This window comes from Polyangiaceae bacterium (assembly GCA_020633235.1).
GTDB lineage: Bacteria > Myxococcota_A > Polyangia > Polyangiales > Polyangiaceae > JACKEA01.
Genome location: JACKEA010000001.1, coordinates 828,333 through 845,187 on the forward strand (window position 1 = coordinate 828,333; position 16,855 = coordinate 845,187).

The window sequence follows — 16,855 nt, forward strand, 5'->3', positions numbered from 1 at the left end:
TAGCTGGACTGTACGCCCTGACTGGAGAGGAATTTCATAACGCGACCCTTGAGTCACCACCCACCCCTGCCAGCAGGCTGGAGGAATGATGCGTTTCCGTCATATCGCGGGTGTTCTTTTCGTTGCTGTGGTCGCGTTCGCGGGATGTGGAGGCTCCGACGAATCTGCCAATAGCCCCGACGGTTCCGCGGGCAGCGGCGCCTCTGCGGGGAGCGGTGGAGGCTCGGCCGGCTCGTCGACCGGTGGCGGCTCCGGCACTGGCACGGGCGGCGCGGGTCAGGACGGCGGCGGCGGCACCAGTGGCACCGGAACCGGCGGCGCTGGGACTGGGGGCACCGGCACCGGCGGAACCGGCGCCTGCGTGCCCGCGAAGTGCCAGGGCAAGCTCTACGCTTGCGGCGACTGCATCGACAACGACAACGACGGCAAGGTCGACATGGAGGATCCGGATTGTCTCGGACCCTGTCACAACGCCGAGAATACCTATTACGGATCAATCCCTGGTCAGGCGGGTCCCGCCTGCACCGTCGATTGCTACTTCGATCAGGACTCGGGCTCGGGCAACGACGACTGCCACTGGAACCACGAGTGCGATCCCCTTTCGGTAGCGCCGAACTACCCGCCGGAGGGTCCCGGTTCCACTTGCGCGTACGACCCGAACGCGAACACCCCTGGCACCAGTCAGAGCTGTACGCAGCTCATGGACAAGCAGTCAAATGCCTGTCTGAGCTTCTGCGGCGACCTCACGCCCAACGGCTGCGACTGCTTCGGCTGTTGCAATCTGCCCGCCGGCGGCAACCAGTGGGTCTGGCTCGGCTCCGAGAAGAGCGGCGTCGGCTCCTGCACGTTGAAGGACGTGAACGACCCCACCAAGTGCCAGCCCTGCACTCCGGTCAAGGGCTGTCTCAACACGTGCGAGAAGTGCGAGCTGTGTCTGGGGAAGACGGAGCTCCCGCCGGAGTGCTCGCCGCCGCCCCCGGATGCCGGCACGGGCGGTAGCGGCACGGGCGGCACGGGCGGCTCCGGCACCGGTGGTACCGCCGGCAGCGGCGGCTCTTGCGGTGGTCAGATCTGCCCGGTGGGCAAGCAGCCCTGCGGCCTGTCCTGCCAGCCCGCGTGTCCTTCGGGTCAGTTCTGCCTGACGGGCTGCTGCACCGCCGTTCCGACCTGATCACGGCGCGCAGGCGCGGGGCCATCGGTCCCGCGCCGCGGGCGAGTTACGAAGCGCGCTTCGATGCGCTAAGAAGCTCGCGCCATGGAAGCCACCGCTCCCGAGTCCGCGGCCACCCGGCGCGTCGTCCACGCGCTCTCGGTCTTCGTGTTCGTCGCCGTCGCCGTCGTGCTGTACGCGTTCCCGGGCCGCACCGCCCCGCACTCCCCCGGCGTGCTGCCCACCATCAACGCCCTGCTCAACGGCAGTGCCGGCGTGTTCCTGGTGCTGGGCTTCGTGTTCATCAAGAAGCGGCAGATGCGCGCGCACCGGGCCTGCATGCTCGTGGCCTTCGGGCTCTCGTCGGCGTTCTTGGTGACGTACCTGCTGCACCACGCCCAGGTCGGCTCGGTGAAGTACCAAGGCGTGGGCGCCATTCGCACGCTGTACTTCGCGATGCTCATTCCCCACGTGATCCTGGCCGGCGTGGTCGTGCCGCTGGCGCTGTTCACCATCTACCGCGGGTGGACCGGGCGCTTCCCCGCGCACAAGAAGATCGCGAAGATCACGCTGCCGCTCTGGCTCTATGTTTCCGTGAGCGGCGTGATCTTGTACTTCATGCTGTATTCCTGAGCCGTGCCGGCGCAGCGCGACGGGGATCGCGCCGCACCAACAAAGGCAGACGGATCCAGCTCCTGATTTTCGTTTGGGTGTTGGTCCGGCGCGATGCCCGTCGAGTCACGCCGGCCGCGTCGGGTCGAACACGGTGGCCCGGGACTCGAGCACTCCGCCATCCACCGTGACGGCCACCACCATGCCCGTCTCTGCCAAGAGGCTGATGAACGGTGCTTGCCAGGTGGAGTTTTCCCACAGTCGCTTCCACGGGCGCCGCGAACGGCAACCCCACACGGAACCGGCGCCGGCGGCCCACTCGTTGCCAAGGACGTCGATGGCCACGGAGGCGAGATCGGGATCGCCCTCCAGGTTCTGCACTTCCACGCGATCTCGCTCCACTCGCAAGAGCGCGCCCTTGGTGCCCACGGCGATGGCGATGCGCCGCTCCGGGCGGCTGGTCGCGGCCAAGAGCGCGCGCCCCTCGGGGACCTCCAGCGGCTCGAGGGTCCACTGCAAGGGTCGGTAGATGGCCGCGTAGGCCTTGCCCTGCACGGCGCGGCCGACCACCAGCCAGCGTTCGTCGTCGATGCGCGCGATGTCGGAGATGCTGGCGGCGTCTTCCACCACGGTGGGTCGAAGCCAACGCTTGGCGACGATGCCGTGGAGCAGGGGAGGGCCCTCCGCCTGCTCGCCGACCACCACACACATGTCCTTCGGATCCCCGTGGGCGTCGGTGAAGCGCACGGACTCGTGCTGACTCAGGCTCGAGTCCAGGCTGTCGTCGCCGTACTCGCCGAGCAACCCGCGATCGCCGCCCACCAGCCAACGCGTCGCGCTCAGGCGGCGCACGAAGCGGATCTGGGATGGATCCGTGAGGCCGGTAGTGGACGCCGGCGCCCAGCGCACGCCGTCCCAATACACCAGGCCACGGGTGCTGGCCGCCAGGCAGTGCCCGCTGGCGTTCCAGGCCACGCTGGTGAGCAGCCGATCGTCGCCCGGTGGGTGGCGCATGGTCCAGGCCGACTTCACGGACGGATCGCCGCTGGCGAACAGCTCCATGCTGGTGATCCAGCGGCGGCTCGGCTTGCTGGAGCGCGACTCGTCCTCGATCCAGGGCAGCAGGCTTTCGGCGAACAGCTTGGCGCTGCGGGGGCGCTGGGCGGGATCCGGTGCGGTGGCCCGCGCGAGCGCCAGATCGATGGCCTGACAAGCGGCTTCCCGCGAGCGGAGCTCCGGGCACAGAGTGGCGGCGTCGAGCAGTGAGCGGCGCTCCGGCGTGCCCGCGGCGACCAAGGCCTGGGTCGGCGTGCTGACCTCGAAGTAGCGCTGGCCGGTGAGCACGAAGTACACGATGCCGGCGAGGGAGAACACGTCACTCTGCGGCCCGACGGGAGCGTTGCCGCCGATCTGCTCGGGTGCGATGTAACCCGGCGTGCCGACGATGGCGTCGCCGAAGGTGGCGGCCAGCCCCATGGGCCGGGCGATGCCGAAGTCGCTGATCTTGAACATCTCGCTGTCCCCGGAGCCGCAGCACAGGACGTTGCCCGGGGTGAGATCGCGATGCACCACGCCCACGGCGTGAATTTCCGTGAGCCCTCGCGACAAGCTGTCGAGCAGGTGGCGCGCGCGCGTGGGGTCGAAGGCATAGCGTGTGGCGCTCACGGAGTGGCCGACGCGATCTTCCAGCGTGGTGCCCTCCACGCCGCCGTTGACGTACTCGAGGGCGATCCACGGCAGCTGCAGGCTGCGCCCGAAGTAGGCGAAGCTCACGCTGCCGGTGTCCATCAGCCGCACCACGAAGGGCGTTGGCGGCACCCGCTCGTTGAGGCGGCCGAGGGCCACCGCTTCCTTCTTGACGATGGTCTGCGCGTGATCCCCGCTCTCCATCACGAGTCGCGGCAGGATGACCTTGACCACCACCGGCGACTGTCCGTCCGGCGCTTGGCGGGTCGCGAAATAGGCGACGGCGGTTCCGCCTTGCCCCAGCACGCGTTCAATCTGATAGCGCACGCCGCCGTGCACCTCGGAAGGAAGCTCCGTGCCCACGAAGGGGAGACCGGGGCTGCTGCCGGCGCTGGGCTGCATGGCTCCAGCATACCGCGTCGGCCAGCGCCACAATGTAGTGAAATTCAGCCGAGCCGCCGGGCGACGTCGCGGATCGCGGCGGCGATCTCTCCAGGCACTTCTTCCTGCAGGAAGTGGCCGGCGTTGGTGACCGTAACGCGAGCGTCGGGCAGCAGGCGTTGGACGTGGCGTCGAACGCGTCCGAGCACCGGATCGCGGTCGCCCCACACGATGGCCGTTGGTCCGTCGAAGGTCTCCACCAAGTTCTGACAGCGGGACAGCGCGGGGATGGAAGGGTGCTCGGGACCGTTCGGGACCATGCGTGCCAGCGCCAGGGGCGCCACGCGATCTCGCAGGTGTCGGAGGGGATAGCGGTACGCTTTGGCGATCTCTCCACCGATGCTCGAGCGATCCCCCTGGGCGGCCCACAGTGCGATCTGCGGAAAACCGAGGACGCGAAACGCCAAGTCGCTGGCGACGGGCGCGCGGGCGAAGCGATGAAACGCCGTCGGTCGGAATCCCGGACGCGGAGGGCCCACCACGGTGTTCAAGATCACGAGGCCCGCGAGGCGCTCGCGTCGATCCGCGAAGGCGCGCAACCCGATGGGACCGCCCCAGTCCTGACCCACGAAGATGACGTCGCCCAGGTCCAGCGCGTCGATCAGGTCGCGCAGCCAGGCGCCATGGGCGTCGAGCTGGTGCGCGTCGGCGCGACGGGGCTTGTCGGAGAAGCCGAGGCCGACCAGGTCCGGCATGATCAGCCGGAGCGGCTCGTCGGCGAGGGCCGCGGCCACCCTGCGATACAGAAACCCCCAGGTGGGGTTGCCGTGTAGGAGCAGTACGGGGCGGCCGCTGCCGACCTCCATCACGTGCAGCGCCATGCCCGCGACGCGAACTCGGTAGCGCTCGAAGGGCAGCATGCGCTCGAGCCAAGGTGGCAGTGACGGCGCGCTGAGGCGTTGCATGGTGGGGACTCTACAAGCCCACGGGTTTGAGGCGAATGACGCCCGCTCCGGGGCGCACCCGGGCCTGGCACGCGAGGCGATTTTGCGGCGGACCATCGAGCAGCTCGAGCAGCTCGCGCTCGGCATCGCCTGGAGGCTCGAGCAGCTCCGCGCCTTCGAGCACCTCCACCTGGCAGGTGGCGCAGCTCGCGGAGCGACAGGAGAACGGGATCGGCGCGAGCACTTCGTCGGCGGCGTCCACCAGATCCCCTCCGTCCGGCAGGTCCACCTGCTTCTCACGACCCAGCGTGTTGGCGACGAATACGATGACGGGCACTTTTCGGCCGGGATGATACCCTGCCGCGCCATGCTTGCCCTGTCGAACGACGGCGGTCCGCATCTGACGCGGGATCAGCCCCGCCCGGAGCGTCCTCCGGGAGAGGTGCGTCTGCGGCTTCGGCTGGCGGGCGTGTGCGACACGGATCTGCAGCTCGCACGGGGCTACATGGGTTTTTCCGGCGTGCTCGGCCACGAGCTCGTGGGTAGCGTTGTGGAAGCCGACGACCCGGCGCTCCTGGGACGCCGCATGGTGACGGACATCAATGCGGCCTGCGGCGAGTGTGACGACTGCCGCGAGCGCGACGGTCACCACTGCGAGCGCCGCACGGTGCTCGGGATCCTGGGGCGAGATGGCGCCTTCGCCGAAGAGCTGGTGATGCCGTCGCGCTGTCTGGTGCCGGTGCCGGATTCCGTGCCGGACGACCACGCGGTGTTCGCCGAGCCCCTGGCGGCGGCGCTGCACGTGCTCGACGAGGTCGAAGCCGGCGCGCCGGTCACGGTGCTGGGTGACGGCAAGCTCGGACTGCTCATCGCCCTGGCGCTCGCCGGCGCCGGGGTGGCGACCACTCTCGTGGGGCACCACCGAGACAAGCTCGCCATCGCCGCTCGCGCAGGCGTGACGACGCTGCTCGAGGCGGAGCTCGGAGCTCGCCGAGCCCAGGTGGTGGTGGAGGCGACCGGAAGCCCCGGGGGTCTGTCTCTTGCCACCAGGATGTTGGTGCCGCGCGGAACCTTGATTTTGAAGACCACGGTGGCCGACGCGGTGCCCTTTGACGCGGCGCCCATCGTCGTGAACGAGCTCCGCGTCGTGGGCTCGCGCTGCGGCGATCTCCGCCGCGCCATCGCGGCGCTGGCGGAAGGGCGCATCGATCCCACGCCGCTGATCGTCGCGCGCTACCCGCTTTCGCGCGCGGACGAAGCGCTGGCCCACGCCGGCCGGCGGGGCACTCTCAAGGTGCTGGTGGAAGGAGTCTGACGGTGGCCGACGACCTCACCGTGGCGCCCGGGCTCGTGATCCCCGAGGCGGACCTGAGCTGGACCGCGGTGCGTGCCAGCGGGCCCGGCGGGCAGAACGTGAACAAGGTCGCCACCAAGGTGGAGCTGGTGTTCGACCTGCCGAACAGCGCGGCACTCACGCCGTCCGTTGCCGCACGCCTGCGCCGGGCCGCCGCCTCGCGCCTGGACGCCGAGGGTCGCATCGTGATCACGAGCCAGGTGACGCGCAGCCAATCGCGGAACTTGGAGGACGCGCGGGAAAAGCTCGCCGAGATGGTGCGCGCCGCGCTGGTGGTGCCGAAGAAGCGACGCCCCACGCGGCCGAGCCGCGCCGCCAAGGCGCGTCGCCTGGATACCAAGCGCAAGGACTCGGAAAAGAAACGTGCGCGCCGCCCCGTGCGCCGCGACGATTGACGTTACCGCGGCGCCCCGACAAGACCTCGTCAATCAGCGGGATTCGGCGTGACAGATCTCGTCCTGCCGCTTGGGGCACGAGATGCGCACGTGGAAATGATCGTCGTGGGGGCTCGAGTCCTCGGGCTGCTTGAGGAGCTTGGCCGCTTCCGTCACGTACTTCTTGTAGCGGTGGTGCTTGGCGGCGTAGCGCAGCAGGCGCGCCCGCAGCGGCATGTACACGAAGATGTGCGACAGGCCGGCGCGCTTGTCGCGCACCCAGGACTGCACCAAGAGCCAGTTGCGCCGCTCGTCGAACTCCATGCCGCTACCGTCCGTCGCCTTGCCGTTGGCGTCGAAGTGCACGAAGTGATCGAGGGTGACGGGCTTGCCGTTCTTGTCCACGGCGTAGAAGGCGACGTCCGCGTCGCGGCCGCTCTGATGGGAGCGGTGGCCGGCCAGCGGCCCGCCGTCCTTGTCCGAGAGATCTCCCACCAGCATCACCGAGCCGTGCGCGCCGCGCGCGACTTCCTTGGCGCTGCGGTAGAGCATCAGCACCAGCGCCGGGTGTCCGTAGGGGTGCGAGCCTTCCTTCAGGTGCAGGTACTGCCGCTTGCGGAGCTTCTTCGCCCGCACCTGCCAGCCGTGGTTCGGGTAGCCCACGGACAGGCTCATCAGGGTGAAGGGAGAGCGCTGGAATCGCTTGGGGAGCTCCCGTTCGGGCCCGGCCTGGGCGGGCAGCGACGCGACGAGGAGCGCCCCGAGCGCGAGGAATACGACGAGGGAGCGAGACACGACGGCCCCAGCGCTAGCAAGCGAAGTCGGGGTTCAGCAAGTCCTCGGCCGAAAAAAGTCGCCACAAGATCCGTGCCGGATCGCCCGAAATGCGGCCGAAAGTGTAGCATCCGGGGCCATGGCCGCTGCTTCAGCGCCTGCGACCACCCTGCGCCTCGCGGCCTTCGCCGGCGGGCCTGCCGCCGCGGCGGTCGCCGGCGTGGCCTGTCACTCCGCGGGTCTCCCGGCGCCGGCGTGTTGGACCGCCGTCGTCACGGCGTGGTGTGCGGTGTGGTGGGTGCTGGAGCCGATCCCGATCCCTGCGACCTCCCTGATCCCGTTCGTGGCCTTCCCCCTGCTCGGCGTCCTGGATCACAAGAAGGTGGCGACGGCCTACGGCCACACGTTGATCCTGCTCTTGCTCGGCGGCTTCTTGGTGAGCACCGCTTTGGAGAAGAGCGGAGCGCATCGGCGCCTGGCTCTGGGCATGGTGCGTCTCGTCGGCGGTCACAGCCACAAACGCCTGGTGCTCGGATTCATGCTGGCCACCACGCTGGCCAGCATGTGGATCAGCAACACGGCGGCGACGCTGATGATGCTGCCGGTAGCGATGGCGTTGATCGAAGGCGACGAGAGCGAGGGGCTCGGGGCGCCGCTGCTCTTGGGCATCGCCTACGCCGCGAGCATCGGCGGGCTGGGCACCCCCATTGGTACGCCCCCCAACGTGATCTTCATGGGTGTGTACCGGGAGACGACCCACCAAGACGTTTCGTTCTTGGACTGGATGCGCATCGGCGTACCCGCCACCTTCGTGCTGATGCCGATCGCCTGGTGGGTCGTGACCCGCAAGCTGCACGCGAAGTCGGAGCTGGTGCTGCCGCGGGTGGGGCCTTGGCGCAGCGCCGAGCGGCGGGTGCTGGTGGTGTTCGCCCTCACGGCCTTGGCCTGGATCACGCGCACCGAGCCCTTCGGTGGTTGGAGCGGGCTCTTGTCCACGCCCGGCGCCAGCGACAGCACCGTGGCTCTGGGCGCCGCGCTGCTGTTGTTCCTGGTGCCGGACGGTGAAGGGGGCGCGCTCTTGGATTGGCCCACGGCGAAGAAGATCCCCTGGGGCCTCTTGTTGCTGTTCGCCGGGGGCATCGCCATCGCCCGCGCCTTCGAGGAATCCGGGTTGTCGAAGGCGTTGGGGAACACGCTGTCGGGGCTCGCGGGGCTTCCGCTGCCCATCACCGTGCTGGGCGTGTGTCTCGCGGTCACCTTTCTCACGGAGGTGACCAGCAACACCGCGACGGCCACGCTGCTCATGCCCGTGCTGTCAGCGGCGGCGCTGGGCGCCCGCATGGATCCCAAGCAGCTGATGATCCCCGCGGCGCTCAGTGCCAGCTGCGCCTTCATGCTGCCGGTGGCGACGGCGCCCAACGCCATCGTGTTCGGGACGGAGCGCGTGACGACGCGTCAGATGGCGCGCCACGGCTTCGCCATCAACTTGATGGGCGCCGTGGCGATCACCGTGGTGTGCGTCGTGATGTTGCGCTGACTCGCGATTCACCACCAGAGCTCTCCGGACGCGTGCAGGCTCCGCCCCGGGAGCGGCAAGCCGACGGCGTCGAAGTGCCGTGCATCGAAGGCGTTGTTCACGGCGAGGGCGACCCCGATGCGCTCTTGCCAGAAGCGTGCCGTCACGTCGGCGTCCAGCACGTGTTGCTCGGCGATGATGATGAGCCCCGCGGGATCCGCCACGCGCGACGAGCGGTAGCGGCTGGTGGCGCCCAGCGCGAGGCGGTCGACGAAGCCGAGCGCGGTGTACAGCTCGGCGCGCGACGCCACCACCAGCCGCGATTGATACGGCACCAAGTCGCGGGGCGTGGAGCGACCCGGGGTGGTGTCACGTGGATCGAGCGCGGTGAGGGCGCTCGACAGCCGCAGGTGGGAGAAGAGATCCGCGCCGGCCGTGAGCTCCAAGCCGACGAAGCGCGCGCGCCCCACGTTGTACGGGCGCACCACGCCCAGACCCGAGCGGCGATAGGCGATGAGCTCGCGAGCGACGCGGACGAAGCCGAAGGCGTCGGCGAAGAGCAGGCTGGTTTCGCCCGGGCGGAGCTCGGCGCGCACGCCCACGTCGGCGAACTCCCCCCGCTCGGGCGAGAGCGCCGGATTGCCGAGCACCACCGCCGACACGCCGAACAGCTCCCCCAGGGTGGGCACCCGCTCGCCGTGCCCCACGTTTCCCAAGAGCGCGAGGCCGCGGAGCAGCTCGACGCGAGCTCCGGCGCGACCGGTGGGGGTGAGCACGCCGCAGCTATCGCTCTGGTCCGGTCCCCGAGTGCCGTGACAGGCGAGGGCGCCCGTTGCGGTGAGCCGCAGCGAGCGGACGGGCGCGACCGACAGGGTGGTCGCTGCCCGCGACACGTTGCGTCGCGCAGAGAGTGAGCGGCGCTCGACGATACGCAAGCGCTCGAGCTCCTGTCCCACGCCGACGCGGAGCGCCACGACGGGCGACAGTTGCTGGGTGAGGGCGACGTCTTGGCTCACGCGCTCGCCGCGGCTCACCACCTCCGGCGCGCCGATGGCGAGCTCGCGGGCGGGGTCCCGCACCGCGTGGGAGGCGACGATTGCCGTGGTGGACAGCGACAGCACACAGGGCTCTCCCGGCTGGGTGCTGCACGGGACGCGCGTGGAGACGCCTGCGAGCACTCGCCGTACCCGCGCCCGGGCGTGCTGCGCGGGGATCACGCCGAGGCCCGTCACCCCTTGCTCGCGATCGAAGGCGTTGAGCACGGTCGTCACGCGGGCGCCGGGGCCGAGCTCCGTGCGGCCCAGGGCCCAGGCGTCGTAGGCGGAGAAGTCCGCGTTGGGGCGGCGCACCTCGCGGTCGTCGCTCGACACCGCGGCGGTGCCACCGTCGTCCAGGTACTCGTAGTCGTTTCGCGCCCCGAAGCTCCGCAGCGCGACGGCGGCGCGAGCCCCCGGCGCCACCACCCCCCCGCCGAGCCACGCCGAGCGCTCGCCAAAGCTGCCGACGCCGGCGCCGGCGCCGACCCGCGTCTTCCGCGGCAGGCGCGGCTCGAAGAAGACGGCGCCGCCAATGCCCGCGCGATCGGCGTCCACCGGCGCCGCGCCGCGGAACACCTCCACGCGATCCAGCATCCACAGCGGTACCGTCGACAGATCCGCGGTGCCCGTCAGGTCGTCGTTGATGCGAATGCCGGCCAGGTACACCGGCGTCTCTGCGCTGGTGGCGCCCCGCAAGCTCGCGGTGCTCAGATCCGAGCTGGAGCCGGTGCGCGCGACCTGCACGCCGGCCACCTCCGAAAGCACCGCTGCCGAGTCGGTCCCCGGCCGCTCGAGGCGCGCCTTCGGGATCACCGTGGATGCCACCGTGGCGTCGCGCCGCGAAGCCGAGGGCTGCGGGCGCTTGCCGTGCACCACGACCTCTTCCGCGAGCGCGGCCCGCGGCGCGAGCGCCACCACGAGCGCCAGGGCACGCGTCAGGGACACAGGGGATTGACGATGCCCACGGCGTCCAGATCGAACACGCCGTTCTGGCCGACCTGATCTTCGCGGTCCGTGATGCGCACGTAGCGCGCACGCTCCACGCCGACGTCGGCAAGGTCGAAGGCGTCGCCACCCGCTGCGGTGGGATCCAGCGGATCGATCTCCGGCGCGTCGGGCCCGGCGTACACCGGCGCTTGGCCCGCGCAGCTGCCGTAGGGCGCTTCCGTGGCGGTGCAGGGAAACTCCGTCCAGCTGCTGCCGTCCTCGCTCACGGCCACGGTGGCGAGCTCGGCGAACACCACGCTTTCGTCTCCGTTCACGTAGAACGCGTTCTCGAACACGATGAAATCCGGCCCCGGCCCATCGACGATGGCGTTGTGAGCGAACTCCACCGTCACGCTGCCGCCGTTGCCCAGGGAGACGACGTCCAGCGAGCCTTCGCAGCAGCCGGCACCCTTCGGGGGGCCGAGGATGGGCTTCGGGAACAGGTTCTGCCCCACGCTCTGCCCCGGGCCGAAGCTGTGGGCGATGGTGCCGGTCGCGAAGCGCGCTCCGGCACCGTTGCAGGTGATGGGCTGCCCCAAGCTGCCGCCGCTCTCGTCCGCGGGATCCTCCGCACCACAACCGACCAGCGACGCAAGGACGATGACGAGCCCGATGGCTCGCACGATGGGATGGCTCACTGTCTCGACTCCCTCCGGGCGAGGCGCGCGCCCGCGTTGGGACCACCCGCGGCCTCACGCCGCCCTCATGGCGACGCTTTCCGCGAGATCGTCGAGCAGGTCTTCTGACTTCCCGAGGATCCGGTCGCCTTCCCAGCGTTCGCCAGTGGCTTCGTGACCGGACCCGTTTCGGGTCACAGCGGCGGCTCCGTGCCGGACTCTCACCGGCTTCCCGCTGACGGAGCGTGCTGCTCCGCCACCCCGTGAGGGGACTCGAACGATGCGCCTCGATACCACGGCATTCAGATGAACGCGAGCCGCCCCGAGCGTCACTCACCGGCCATGGAACACAGGTATCAAGACCCCTGGCTGGTGGGAGATCCCGAGCTCGACGCCCCCTGGTTCAACAAGCATCGGCCGTTGAGCAGCCACCCTCCCGCCATGTGGGCGCCGGCCACATCGCACGTCGTCACAAAGGCGGACCCTGGCGCGATGGTCTCACATGACGATGCGCCGAGCCCTCCTCGCCCTCTTGTGCCTGGGACTGTCCGCCTGCCCCAGCCCGACGAAACAAGCCGGTAGCGAGCCCGAGCCCGCGCCGACCTCGACGGCCACGCCCAAGCCCGCCCTCGAGAGCGTGGTGATCACCGGCGTGCCGCACGTGGCGCAAAAGCCCGACTTCTGCGGCGAGGCGGCGGTGGCCAGCTGGGCCCAGGCCACGGGGGTGCCCCTCAGCCAGGACGACGTCTTCGACGCTTCCGGCATGGACCCGGCGCGCGGCATGGGTGTCACCACTCGGGAGCTTCGCGCGGCCCTCGCGCGCTTGGGCTATGCGCCGGGGCCCGTGTGGCACCAGGTGGCCGCGAACGATCCCGCCGCCCTCGACGCGCTGTTCGGCGAGCTACACGCGGACTTGAAGCGCAACGTGCCGTCCATCGTGTGCATGCACTACGACGACCGCCCGAACACCACCGAGCACTTCCGCCTGATCCTCGGCTACGACGAAAAGGACGACGCCGTGCTGTACGAAGAGCCGGCAGCCGAGACCGGCGGCTACCGGCGCATGAGCCGCGCAGAGTTCTTGAAGCTCTGGCCGCTGCACTACGATCGCAGCCGCTGGACCGTGATTCGCCTGCGCCTCGACGGCAAGGCCGAGCGCCCGCCGCCGCGCGCGGGCTTTGGACCCGCGGATTTCGCCCAGCACGTGATGACGCAAAGGGCGCGCGTTCCCCGGGGCTACACCGTGTTGGTAGAGCCGCCCTTCGTCGTGGTCGGGGACGGCCCCCCGGACGCCGTTCGCCAGCGCGCCGCGGGCACCGTGCGCTGGACGGTGCGAAAGCTCGAGCAAGATTTCTTCGACCAGCGCCCCAAGCGCATCTTGGACGTGTGGCTACTGTCCAGCAAGGCCAGCTACGAAGCACAGAACCGCCGCCTGTTCGGCGGGCCCCCCTCCACGCCCTACGGCTACTACTCCGCGCGCTACGGCGCCTTGGTGATGAACATCGCCACCGGCGGCGGCACCCTGGTGCACGAGATCGTGCACCCGTACATGGAGGCGAACTTCCCCGCCTGCCCCGCTTGGTTCAACGAAGGCCTGGGCTCGCTGTTCGAGCAGTCCGCCGAGCGCGACGGTCACATCGTGGGTTTGACGAACTGGCGCCTCGCGGGCCTCCAGCGCGCCATTCGTCGAGGCGAGATACCCAGCATCGAAACGCTCACTCACACGACGGACGACCAGTTCTACGCCGACGACTCCGGCGTGCACTACGCCGAAGCGCGCTATCTGCTCTACTACTTGCAGGAACGCGGGCTCTTGCGCGAGTACTACCGGCGCTTTCATCGCAACCAGAAGAAGGACCCGAGCGGCTACGACACCCTCGTCGCGCTCCTCGGGGAGCGGGACATGCCGGCCTTCCAGCGCCGTTTCGAGCGTTACGTCCTGGGCCTGTCCTTCCCCTGACAGATGATGTCGGGGCGCCGCGGTAACCTCTCGTCGCCCGCGCCGTCCGAGGCGCGACGGGCATCGCGCCGAGCCAACAAAAGGAACGACCGGCGGGTCACACTCCTGGGGCCCTGGGCGATGAGGACTTCGTGATGCGCTGGATCTGCTGGTTTTTCGCGGTGGCGTGGCTGCTCTGGGGACGGAGCGCGACGGCGGATGAAAGTTGGAATGGCGGAGACCTCCGGCGGGACGTGGCGGCGGGCAAGCCGCTCGTGGTGCACGTGACGGTGGCGCTGTGCTCCAACGATCAGGTGGATTGCGGCAGCGGTGTCGCGGGGCGGCCGGGGGACTTGGCGCACAATCTGTACTGGGGCGCGATCTTCGGAGCGCGACGCTTCTTGGAGCGCAAACGAAGTCCCTTCACGCGGGTGTCCCTCGAGAAGGTGGACGACGTGGTGCTCGAGCGGGCGGTGTACCGGCGCTGGGTCCCGGGCAAGGCCTGGGGCGTGGCCCGGCGGGTGGAGCAGCTGGTGGTGCTCGACGCGGTGCACGGCGCGTCCATCGATCGCGCAGTGAGCGGGTTCTGGTCCAAGGCCACGCAGAAAGCGACCGTGAGCTTCGAGGACGGTGGCAAGCGTCGCAGCGTGGCGGTGCAGGTCGCGGGCTACGTGGGGCACAACCGTCTGATGGACGGGTTGGCGTTGCCCGGCGCGCCGGCGACGCCGGATCCGGTGCCGTCCTTCGTGCTGGCCTGCTACTCCAAGAACTACTTCTCCTCGGCCCTGGAACACAGCGGCTCCCGCCCCCTGGTGATGACCCGGGCGCTGATGGCGCCCGAGGGCTACGTGCTCGAGGCGGTGCTCACGGGCATCGGCGACGGCCTCCCGCAGCAGCAGATCCGCGCGCGGGCCGTGGCGGCCTACGCTCGCTGGCAGCGTCTGCGCCCCGGCGTCGCTTCGGCGATCTTCGCGCCCGTCGCGAAATAGCGACGGCTACGACCGCCGGCGCAAAGGCGAGTGCTATACCCGCTGCCATGCGAGCGGTGGTGCAGCGGGTCGCACACGCACAGGTCACGGTAGACGACGAAGTCGTGGGCCGCATCGAGCAGGGCTTGTGCGTGCTGGTGGGCGTCGGCAAAGACGACGTGGACGCGGACGCGCGCACGCTGGCGGAGAAGGTGGTGGGCCTGCGCATCTTCGAGGATGCCGAAGGCAAGATGAACGAGAGCGTGGCGGACCACGGCGCCGCGGTGCTCGCCATTTCGCAGTTCACGCTCTACGGTGACGTGCGCAAGGGCAAGCGGCCGAGCTTCGGGGATGCCATGGAGCCCGGGCGCGCGAACGAGCTGTTCGAAGCGTTTTGCGACCGCTGCCGAGAGCTGGGGGTCATCGTGGCCACTGGGCGTTTTCGGGCTCACATGCGCGTGGCGCTCGAGAACGTGGGCCCCGTGACGATACTGATGGACAGCAAGAAGACCTTTTGACGACGAGGTAAGGCGATGAGCGATTGTCTGTTCTGCAAGATCGTGAGCCAGGAGATCCCGGCCAAGATCGTGTTCCAGGACGACCAGGCGGTGGCTTTCCGGGACATCAACCCCACGGCACCCACCCACGTGCTGGTGGTGCCCAAGAAGCACATCGCCACGATCGACGACGTGGCCGAAGGCGACGAAGCGCTGATGGGGCACCTGTTCCGCGTGGCCTCCCAGGTGGCGGCGGCGGAGGGCCTGTCGGAGCAGGGCTATCGCACGGTGATGAACTGCAAGGCGGGCGCCGGACAGTCGGTGTTCCACGTTCACCTGCACGTGGTGGGCGGAAAGCCCTTGGGTTGGCCGCCGTTTCCGCCGGGATGACGCCCGTCTGGTGGATTTCCGCCCGCTGATCTAAAAAAGCCCTCATGGAAATCCGTCGCATGAAGGACGACGACGTCGGAGCGGTGGCGCAGCTACACCTCGACGCCTACGAGGTCGAGTGGCAGGTCGACAAGGCTCGCGCTTACATCGAGAAGTTCTACCGTTTCGAGCCCACGGCCTGCTTCGTGGCGGAGGACGGCGGGCGATTGGTGGGCGCAACCCTTGGCTACTCCTTCGAGCGTGAGACGGGCCTGGTGCTGTTCATCCAGGAGCTGACCGTGCATCCCGACTTCCGCCACAAGGGCGTCGCCAAACAGCTCGTGAGCAAGCTGCGGGAGTCCGTGGGCGGTCGTCACACGGTGAAGGTGAAGCCCATCGTCAAGGCGGACACCGGCGTCTTGAACTTCTACAACAGCCTCGGCTTCGAGAAGGACAAGGCCATCAGCTTCTCCTTCGACGAGTGATGGTGCGACGCGGCCTGTGGGTGCTCGCCCTGTGCTCCGTCGCGCTCGGCGGCTGTGGCGGCGGCGACGACAGCGAGCGGCCGGCGCCGAGCCCGCCGCGCTGGGAGCACGACGGCTCCTATCCCGTGGGCACCAGCATCTTCGAGCTGGTGGACACGGCGCGCGCCCGCACGTTGCGCGTCGAGGTCTGGTACCCCGCGGTGGAAGCCGCGCGGGCGGACGCAAAGAGCGGCGAGCCCATCGAGCAGTTGGTGCCGGAGGGGGCGGATCGCGACGCCTACGCCGGGCTCTTGGCCGCCGCGCCGGCGGAGTGCCCTACGCGGCGCACCGCCTCCGCGCGAGACCCAGAGCCCGCGGACCTCGATACCTTCCCGCTGGTCGTGTTCTCGCATTGTCACGATTGCCTGCGCTTCTCGGGCCTGTCCATCGCGCAGCGCCTGGCGAGCCATGGCATCGCCGTGGCGGCGCCGGATCACACCGACAACACGCTGTTCGACGAGCTCAACGGGACCGCGGTTCCGCTGAGCAAGGAGTTCTTGCAGACCCGCGCCCTCGACGTGCGCTTCGTCCTCGACGTGCTGCTCGCCGGCACGGATGCCAACATCCCGGATGCGCTGCGGGGTCGCTTCGACACCTCGCGCGTGGGCGTCTTGGGCCATAGCTTCGGGGGCGTGACCACCGGCCTGGTGCTGGAGGACGACCCGCGGCCGGTGGCCGGCATGTCCATCGCGGCCCCCGTGCAAAACCCGCTGTTGCCCGGCGTGACCTTGGCGAACGTGCAAAAGCCGCTCTTGTTCCTGGTGGCCAAGGAAGACAACAGCATCACCGAGATCGGCAACAACCTCATCCGCGACAACTTCGCCGACGCCAACCCTCCGGTGTGGAAGCTCGAGGTGGACGACGCCGGACACTGGTCCTTCTCCGACGTGTGCGGGCTGACGGACGGCTTTTCTCCGGGCTGCGGCGAAGGCACGCGCCAGACCGTGCCGGGAGAAACGTTCCAGTACCTACCGGTGAAGAGCGGCCTGCAGATCGCGTCGAGCACTGCCGCGGCGTTCTTCAGCGCGGAGCTCTTCGGCGATCCGCAGGCTCTGAGCTACTTGGCGAAGCCACAAGACGGCGTCAGCGTCGAAGTCCGCGAGTGACCCGCGAGGTATTGCGGCAA

General features: G+C 69.4%; 17 protein-coding genes and 1 riboswitch. Of the genes, 11 read left to right on the plus strand and 6 right to left on the minus strand.

What is annotated here, in order from left to right; genetic code table 11:
- Positions 1 to 88: 88 nt before the first annotated feature.
- Together H6717_03625 and H6717_03630 are read left to right on the plus strand one after the other, a co-directional pair.
- Positions 89 to 1,171 carry a hypothetical protein gene (locus H6717_03625; protein MCB9576108.1) on the plus strand — a complete coding sequence of 361 codons (1,083 nt, stop codon included), beginning with the start codon at positions 89 to 91 and terminating at the stop codon, positions 1,169 to 1,171.
- Between the two features lie 84 nt (positions 1,172 to 1,255).
- Positions 1,256 to 1,783 carry a DUF420 domain-containing protein gene (locus tag H6717_03630; protein ID MCB9576109.1) on the plus strand — a complete coding sequence of 176 codons (528 nt, stop codon included), beginning with the start codon at positions 1,256 to 1,258 and terminating at the stop codon, positions 1,781 to 1,783.
- Positions 1,784 to 1,888: 105 nt separating this feature from the next.
- On the opposite strand, the gene H6717_03635 is transcribed toward H6717_03630, so the two are convergent.
- The 3 genes from H6717_03635 to H6717_03645 are packed head-to-tail and all read right to left on the minus strand — an operon-like array spanning position 1,889 to position 5,173.
- The gene (locus H6717_03635) at positions 1,889 to 3,850 is read right to left on the minus strand and encodes a serine/threonine protein kinase (protein MCB9576110.1); all 1,962 of its coding nucleotides are present in this window, start codon (positions 3,848 to 3,850) and stop codon (positions 1,889 to 1,891) included.
- 44 nt (positions 3,851 to 3,894) lie between these two features.
- Complete coding sequence (locus tag H6717_03640) at positions 3,895 to 4,794, minus strand: alpha/beta fold hydrolase (GenBank protein ID MCB9576111.1); 900 nt, start codon at positions 4,792 to 4,794, stop codon at positions 3,895 to 3,897.
- 10 nt (positions 4,795 to 4,804) lie between these two features.
- Positions 4,805 to 5,173: a (2Fe-2S)-binding protein gene (locus H6717_03645; GenBank protein MCB9576112.1), complete on the minus strand. Its 369-nt coding sequence runs from the start codon at positions 5,171 to 5,173 to the stop codon at positions 4,805 to 4,807.
- Here H6717_03645 and H6717_03650 point away from each other — a divergent pair.
- Complete coding sequence (locus H6717_03650; GenBank protein ID MCB9576113.1) at positions 5,141 to 6,088, plus strand: alcohol dehydrogenase catalytic domain-containing protein; 948 nt, start codon at positions 5,141 to 5,143, stop codon at positions 6,086 to 6,088. The two genes, H6717_03645 and H6717_03650, sit on opposite strands and share 33 nt — an antisense overlap.
- Before the next feature lie 2 nt (positions 6,089 to 6,090).
- Positions 6,091 to 6,522, plus strand: a complete 432-nt coding sequence (gene arfB, locus H6717_03655) for an aminoacyl-tRNA hydrolase (GenBank protein ID MCB9576114.1) — start codon at positions 6,091 to 6,093, stop codon at positions 6,520 to 6,522.
- A gap of 33 nt (positions 6,523 to 6,555) precedes the next feature.
- On the opposite strand, the gene H6717_03660 is transcribed toward arfB, so the two are convergent.
- A complete protein-coding gene (locus tag H6717_03660) occupies positions 6,556 to 7,296 on the minus strand; it encodes a penicillin-insensitive murein endopeptidase (GenBank protein ID MCB9576115.1) in 741 nt (246 codons plus the stop codon).
- A 118-nt stretch (positions 7,297 to 7,414) separates the two neighbouring features.
- Between H6717_03660 and H6717_03665 the strand changes: the two genes are divergently transcribed.
- Positions 7,415 to 8,812, plus strand: coding sequence for an SLC13/DASS family transporter (locus H6717_03665; protein MCB9576116.1), 1,398 nt, complete (start codon positions 7,415 to 7,417; stop codon positions 8,810 to 8,812).
- An 8-nt stretch (positions 8,813 to 8,820) separates the two neighbouring features.
- Here the strand turns inward: H6717_03665 and H6717_03670 are convergent, their stop codons facing one another.
- A complete protein-coding gene (locus H6717_03670; GenBank protein MCB9576117.1) occupies positions 8,821 to 10,773 on the minus strand; it encodes a TonB-dependent receptor in 1,953 nt (650 codons plus the stop codon).
- Positions 10,764 to 11,342 (minus strand): hypothetical protein, encoded by a 579-nt coding sequence (locus H6717_03675; protein ID MCB9576118.1) that lies wholly within the window; start codon positions 11,340 to 11,342, stop codon positions 10,764 to 10,766. The genes H6717_03670 and H6717_03675 overlap by 10 nt, the downstream gene beginning before the upstream one ends.
- Before the next feature lie 187 nt (positions 11,343 to 11,529).
- Positions 11,530 to 11,724: riboswitch (cobalamin riboswitch) on the minus strand.
- A 216-nt stretch (positions 11,725 to 11,940) separates the two neighbouring features.
- Here H6717_03675 and H6717_03680 point away from each other — a divergent pair.
- From H6717_03680 to H6717_03705, 6 genes are all read left to right on the plus strand, one after another.
- Positions 11,941 to 13,392 (plus strand): C39 family peptidase, encoded by a 1,452-nt coding sequence (locus H6717_03680; GenBank protein MCB9576119.1) that lies wholly within the window; start codon positions 11,941 to 11,943, stop codon positions 13,390 to 13,392.
- Positions 13,393 to 13,526: 134 nt separating this feature from the next.
- Positions 13,527 to 14,360: a hypothetical protein gene (locus H6717_03685; GenBank protein ID MCB9576120.1), complete on the plus strand. Its 834-nt coding sequence runs from the start codon at positions 13,527 to 13,529 to the stop codon at positions 14,358 to 14,360.
- Between the two features lie 47 nt (positions 14,361 to 14,407).
- Positions 14,408 to 14,857, plus strand: coding sequence for a D-tyrosyl-tRNA(Tyr) deacylase (locus tag H6717_03690; protein MCB9576121.1), 450 nt, complete (start codon positions 14,408 to 14,410; stop codon positions 14,855 to 14,857).
- A gap of 15 nt (positions 14,858 to 14,872) precedes the next feature.
- Positions 14,873 to 15,226, plus strand: a complete 354-nt coding sequence (locus H6717_03695) for a histidine triad nucleotide-binding protein (protein ID MCB9576122.1) — start codon at positions 14,873 to 14,875, stop codon at positions 15,224 to 15,226.
- Positions 15,227 to 15,270: 44 nt separating this feature from the next.
- The gene (locus tag H6717_03700; protein MCB9576123.1) at positions 15,271 to 15,690 is read left to right on the plus strand and encodes a GNAT family N-acetyltransferase; all 420 of its coding nucleotides are present in this window, start codon (positions 15,271 to 15,273) and stop codon (positions 15,688 to 15,690) included.
- Entirely contained in the window at positions 15,690 to 16,835 is a 1,146-nt protein-coding gene (locus tag H6717_03705) for a dienelactone hydrolase family protein (GenBank protein ID MCB9576124.1), read from the plus strand. The genes H6717_03700 and H6717_03705 overlap by 1 nt, the downstream gene beginning before the upstream one ends.
- Positions 16,836 to 16,855: the final 20 nt, after the last annotated feature.

Coding starts and splice junctions, on each gene's coding strand:
- H6717_03625 (MCB9576108.1), top strand. CDS start 89: ATGCGTTTCCGTCATATCGCGGGTGTTCTTTTCGTTGCTGTGGTCGCG.
- H6717_03630 (MCB9576109.1), top strand. CDS start 1,256: ATGGAAGCCACCGCTCCCGAGTCCGCGGCCACCCGGCGCGTCGTCCAC.
- H6717_03635 (MCB9576110.1), bottom strand. CDS start 3,850: ATGCAGCCCAGCGCCGGCAGCAGCCCCGGTCTCCCCTTCGTGGGCACG.
- H6717_03640 (MCB9576111.1), bottom strand. CDS start 4,794: ATGCAACGCCTCAGCGCGCCGTCACTGCCACCTTGGCTCGAGCGCATG.
- H6717_03650 (MCB9576113.1), top strand. CDS start 5,141: ATGCTTGCCCTGTCGAACGACGGCGGTCCGCATCTGACGCGGGATCAG.
- H6717_03645 (MCB9576112.1), bottom strand. CDS start 5,173: ATGCGGACCGCCGTCGTTCGACAGGGCAAGCATGGCGCGGCAGGGTAT.
- H6717_03665 (MCB9576116.1), top strand. CDS start 7,415: ATGGCCGCTGCTTCAGCGCCTGCGACCACCCTGCGCCTCGCGGCCTTC.
- H6717_03680 (MCB9576119.1), top strand. CDS start 11,941: ATGCGCCGAGCCCTCCTCGCCCTCTTGTGCCTGGGACTGTCCGCCTGC.
- H6717_03685 (MCB9576120.1), top strand. CDS start 13,527: ATGCGCTGGATCTGCTGGTTTTTCGCGGTGGCGTGGCTGCTCTGGGGA.
- H6717_03690 (MCB9576121.1), top strand. CDS start 14,408: ATGCGAGCGGTGGTGCAGCGGGTCGCACACGCACAGGTCACGGTAGAC.
- H6717_03695 (MCB9576122.1), top strand. CDS start 14,873: ATGAGCGATTGTCTGTTCTGCAAGATCGTGAGCCAGGAGATCCCGGCC.
- H6717_03700 (MCB9576123.1), top strand. CDS start 15,271: ATGGAAATCCGTCGCATGAAGGACGACGACGTCGGAGCGGTGGCGCAG.
- H6717_03705 (MCB9576124.1), top strand. CDS start 15,690: ATGGTGCGACGCGGCCTGTGGGTGCTCGCCCTGTGCTCCGTCGCGCTC.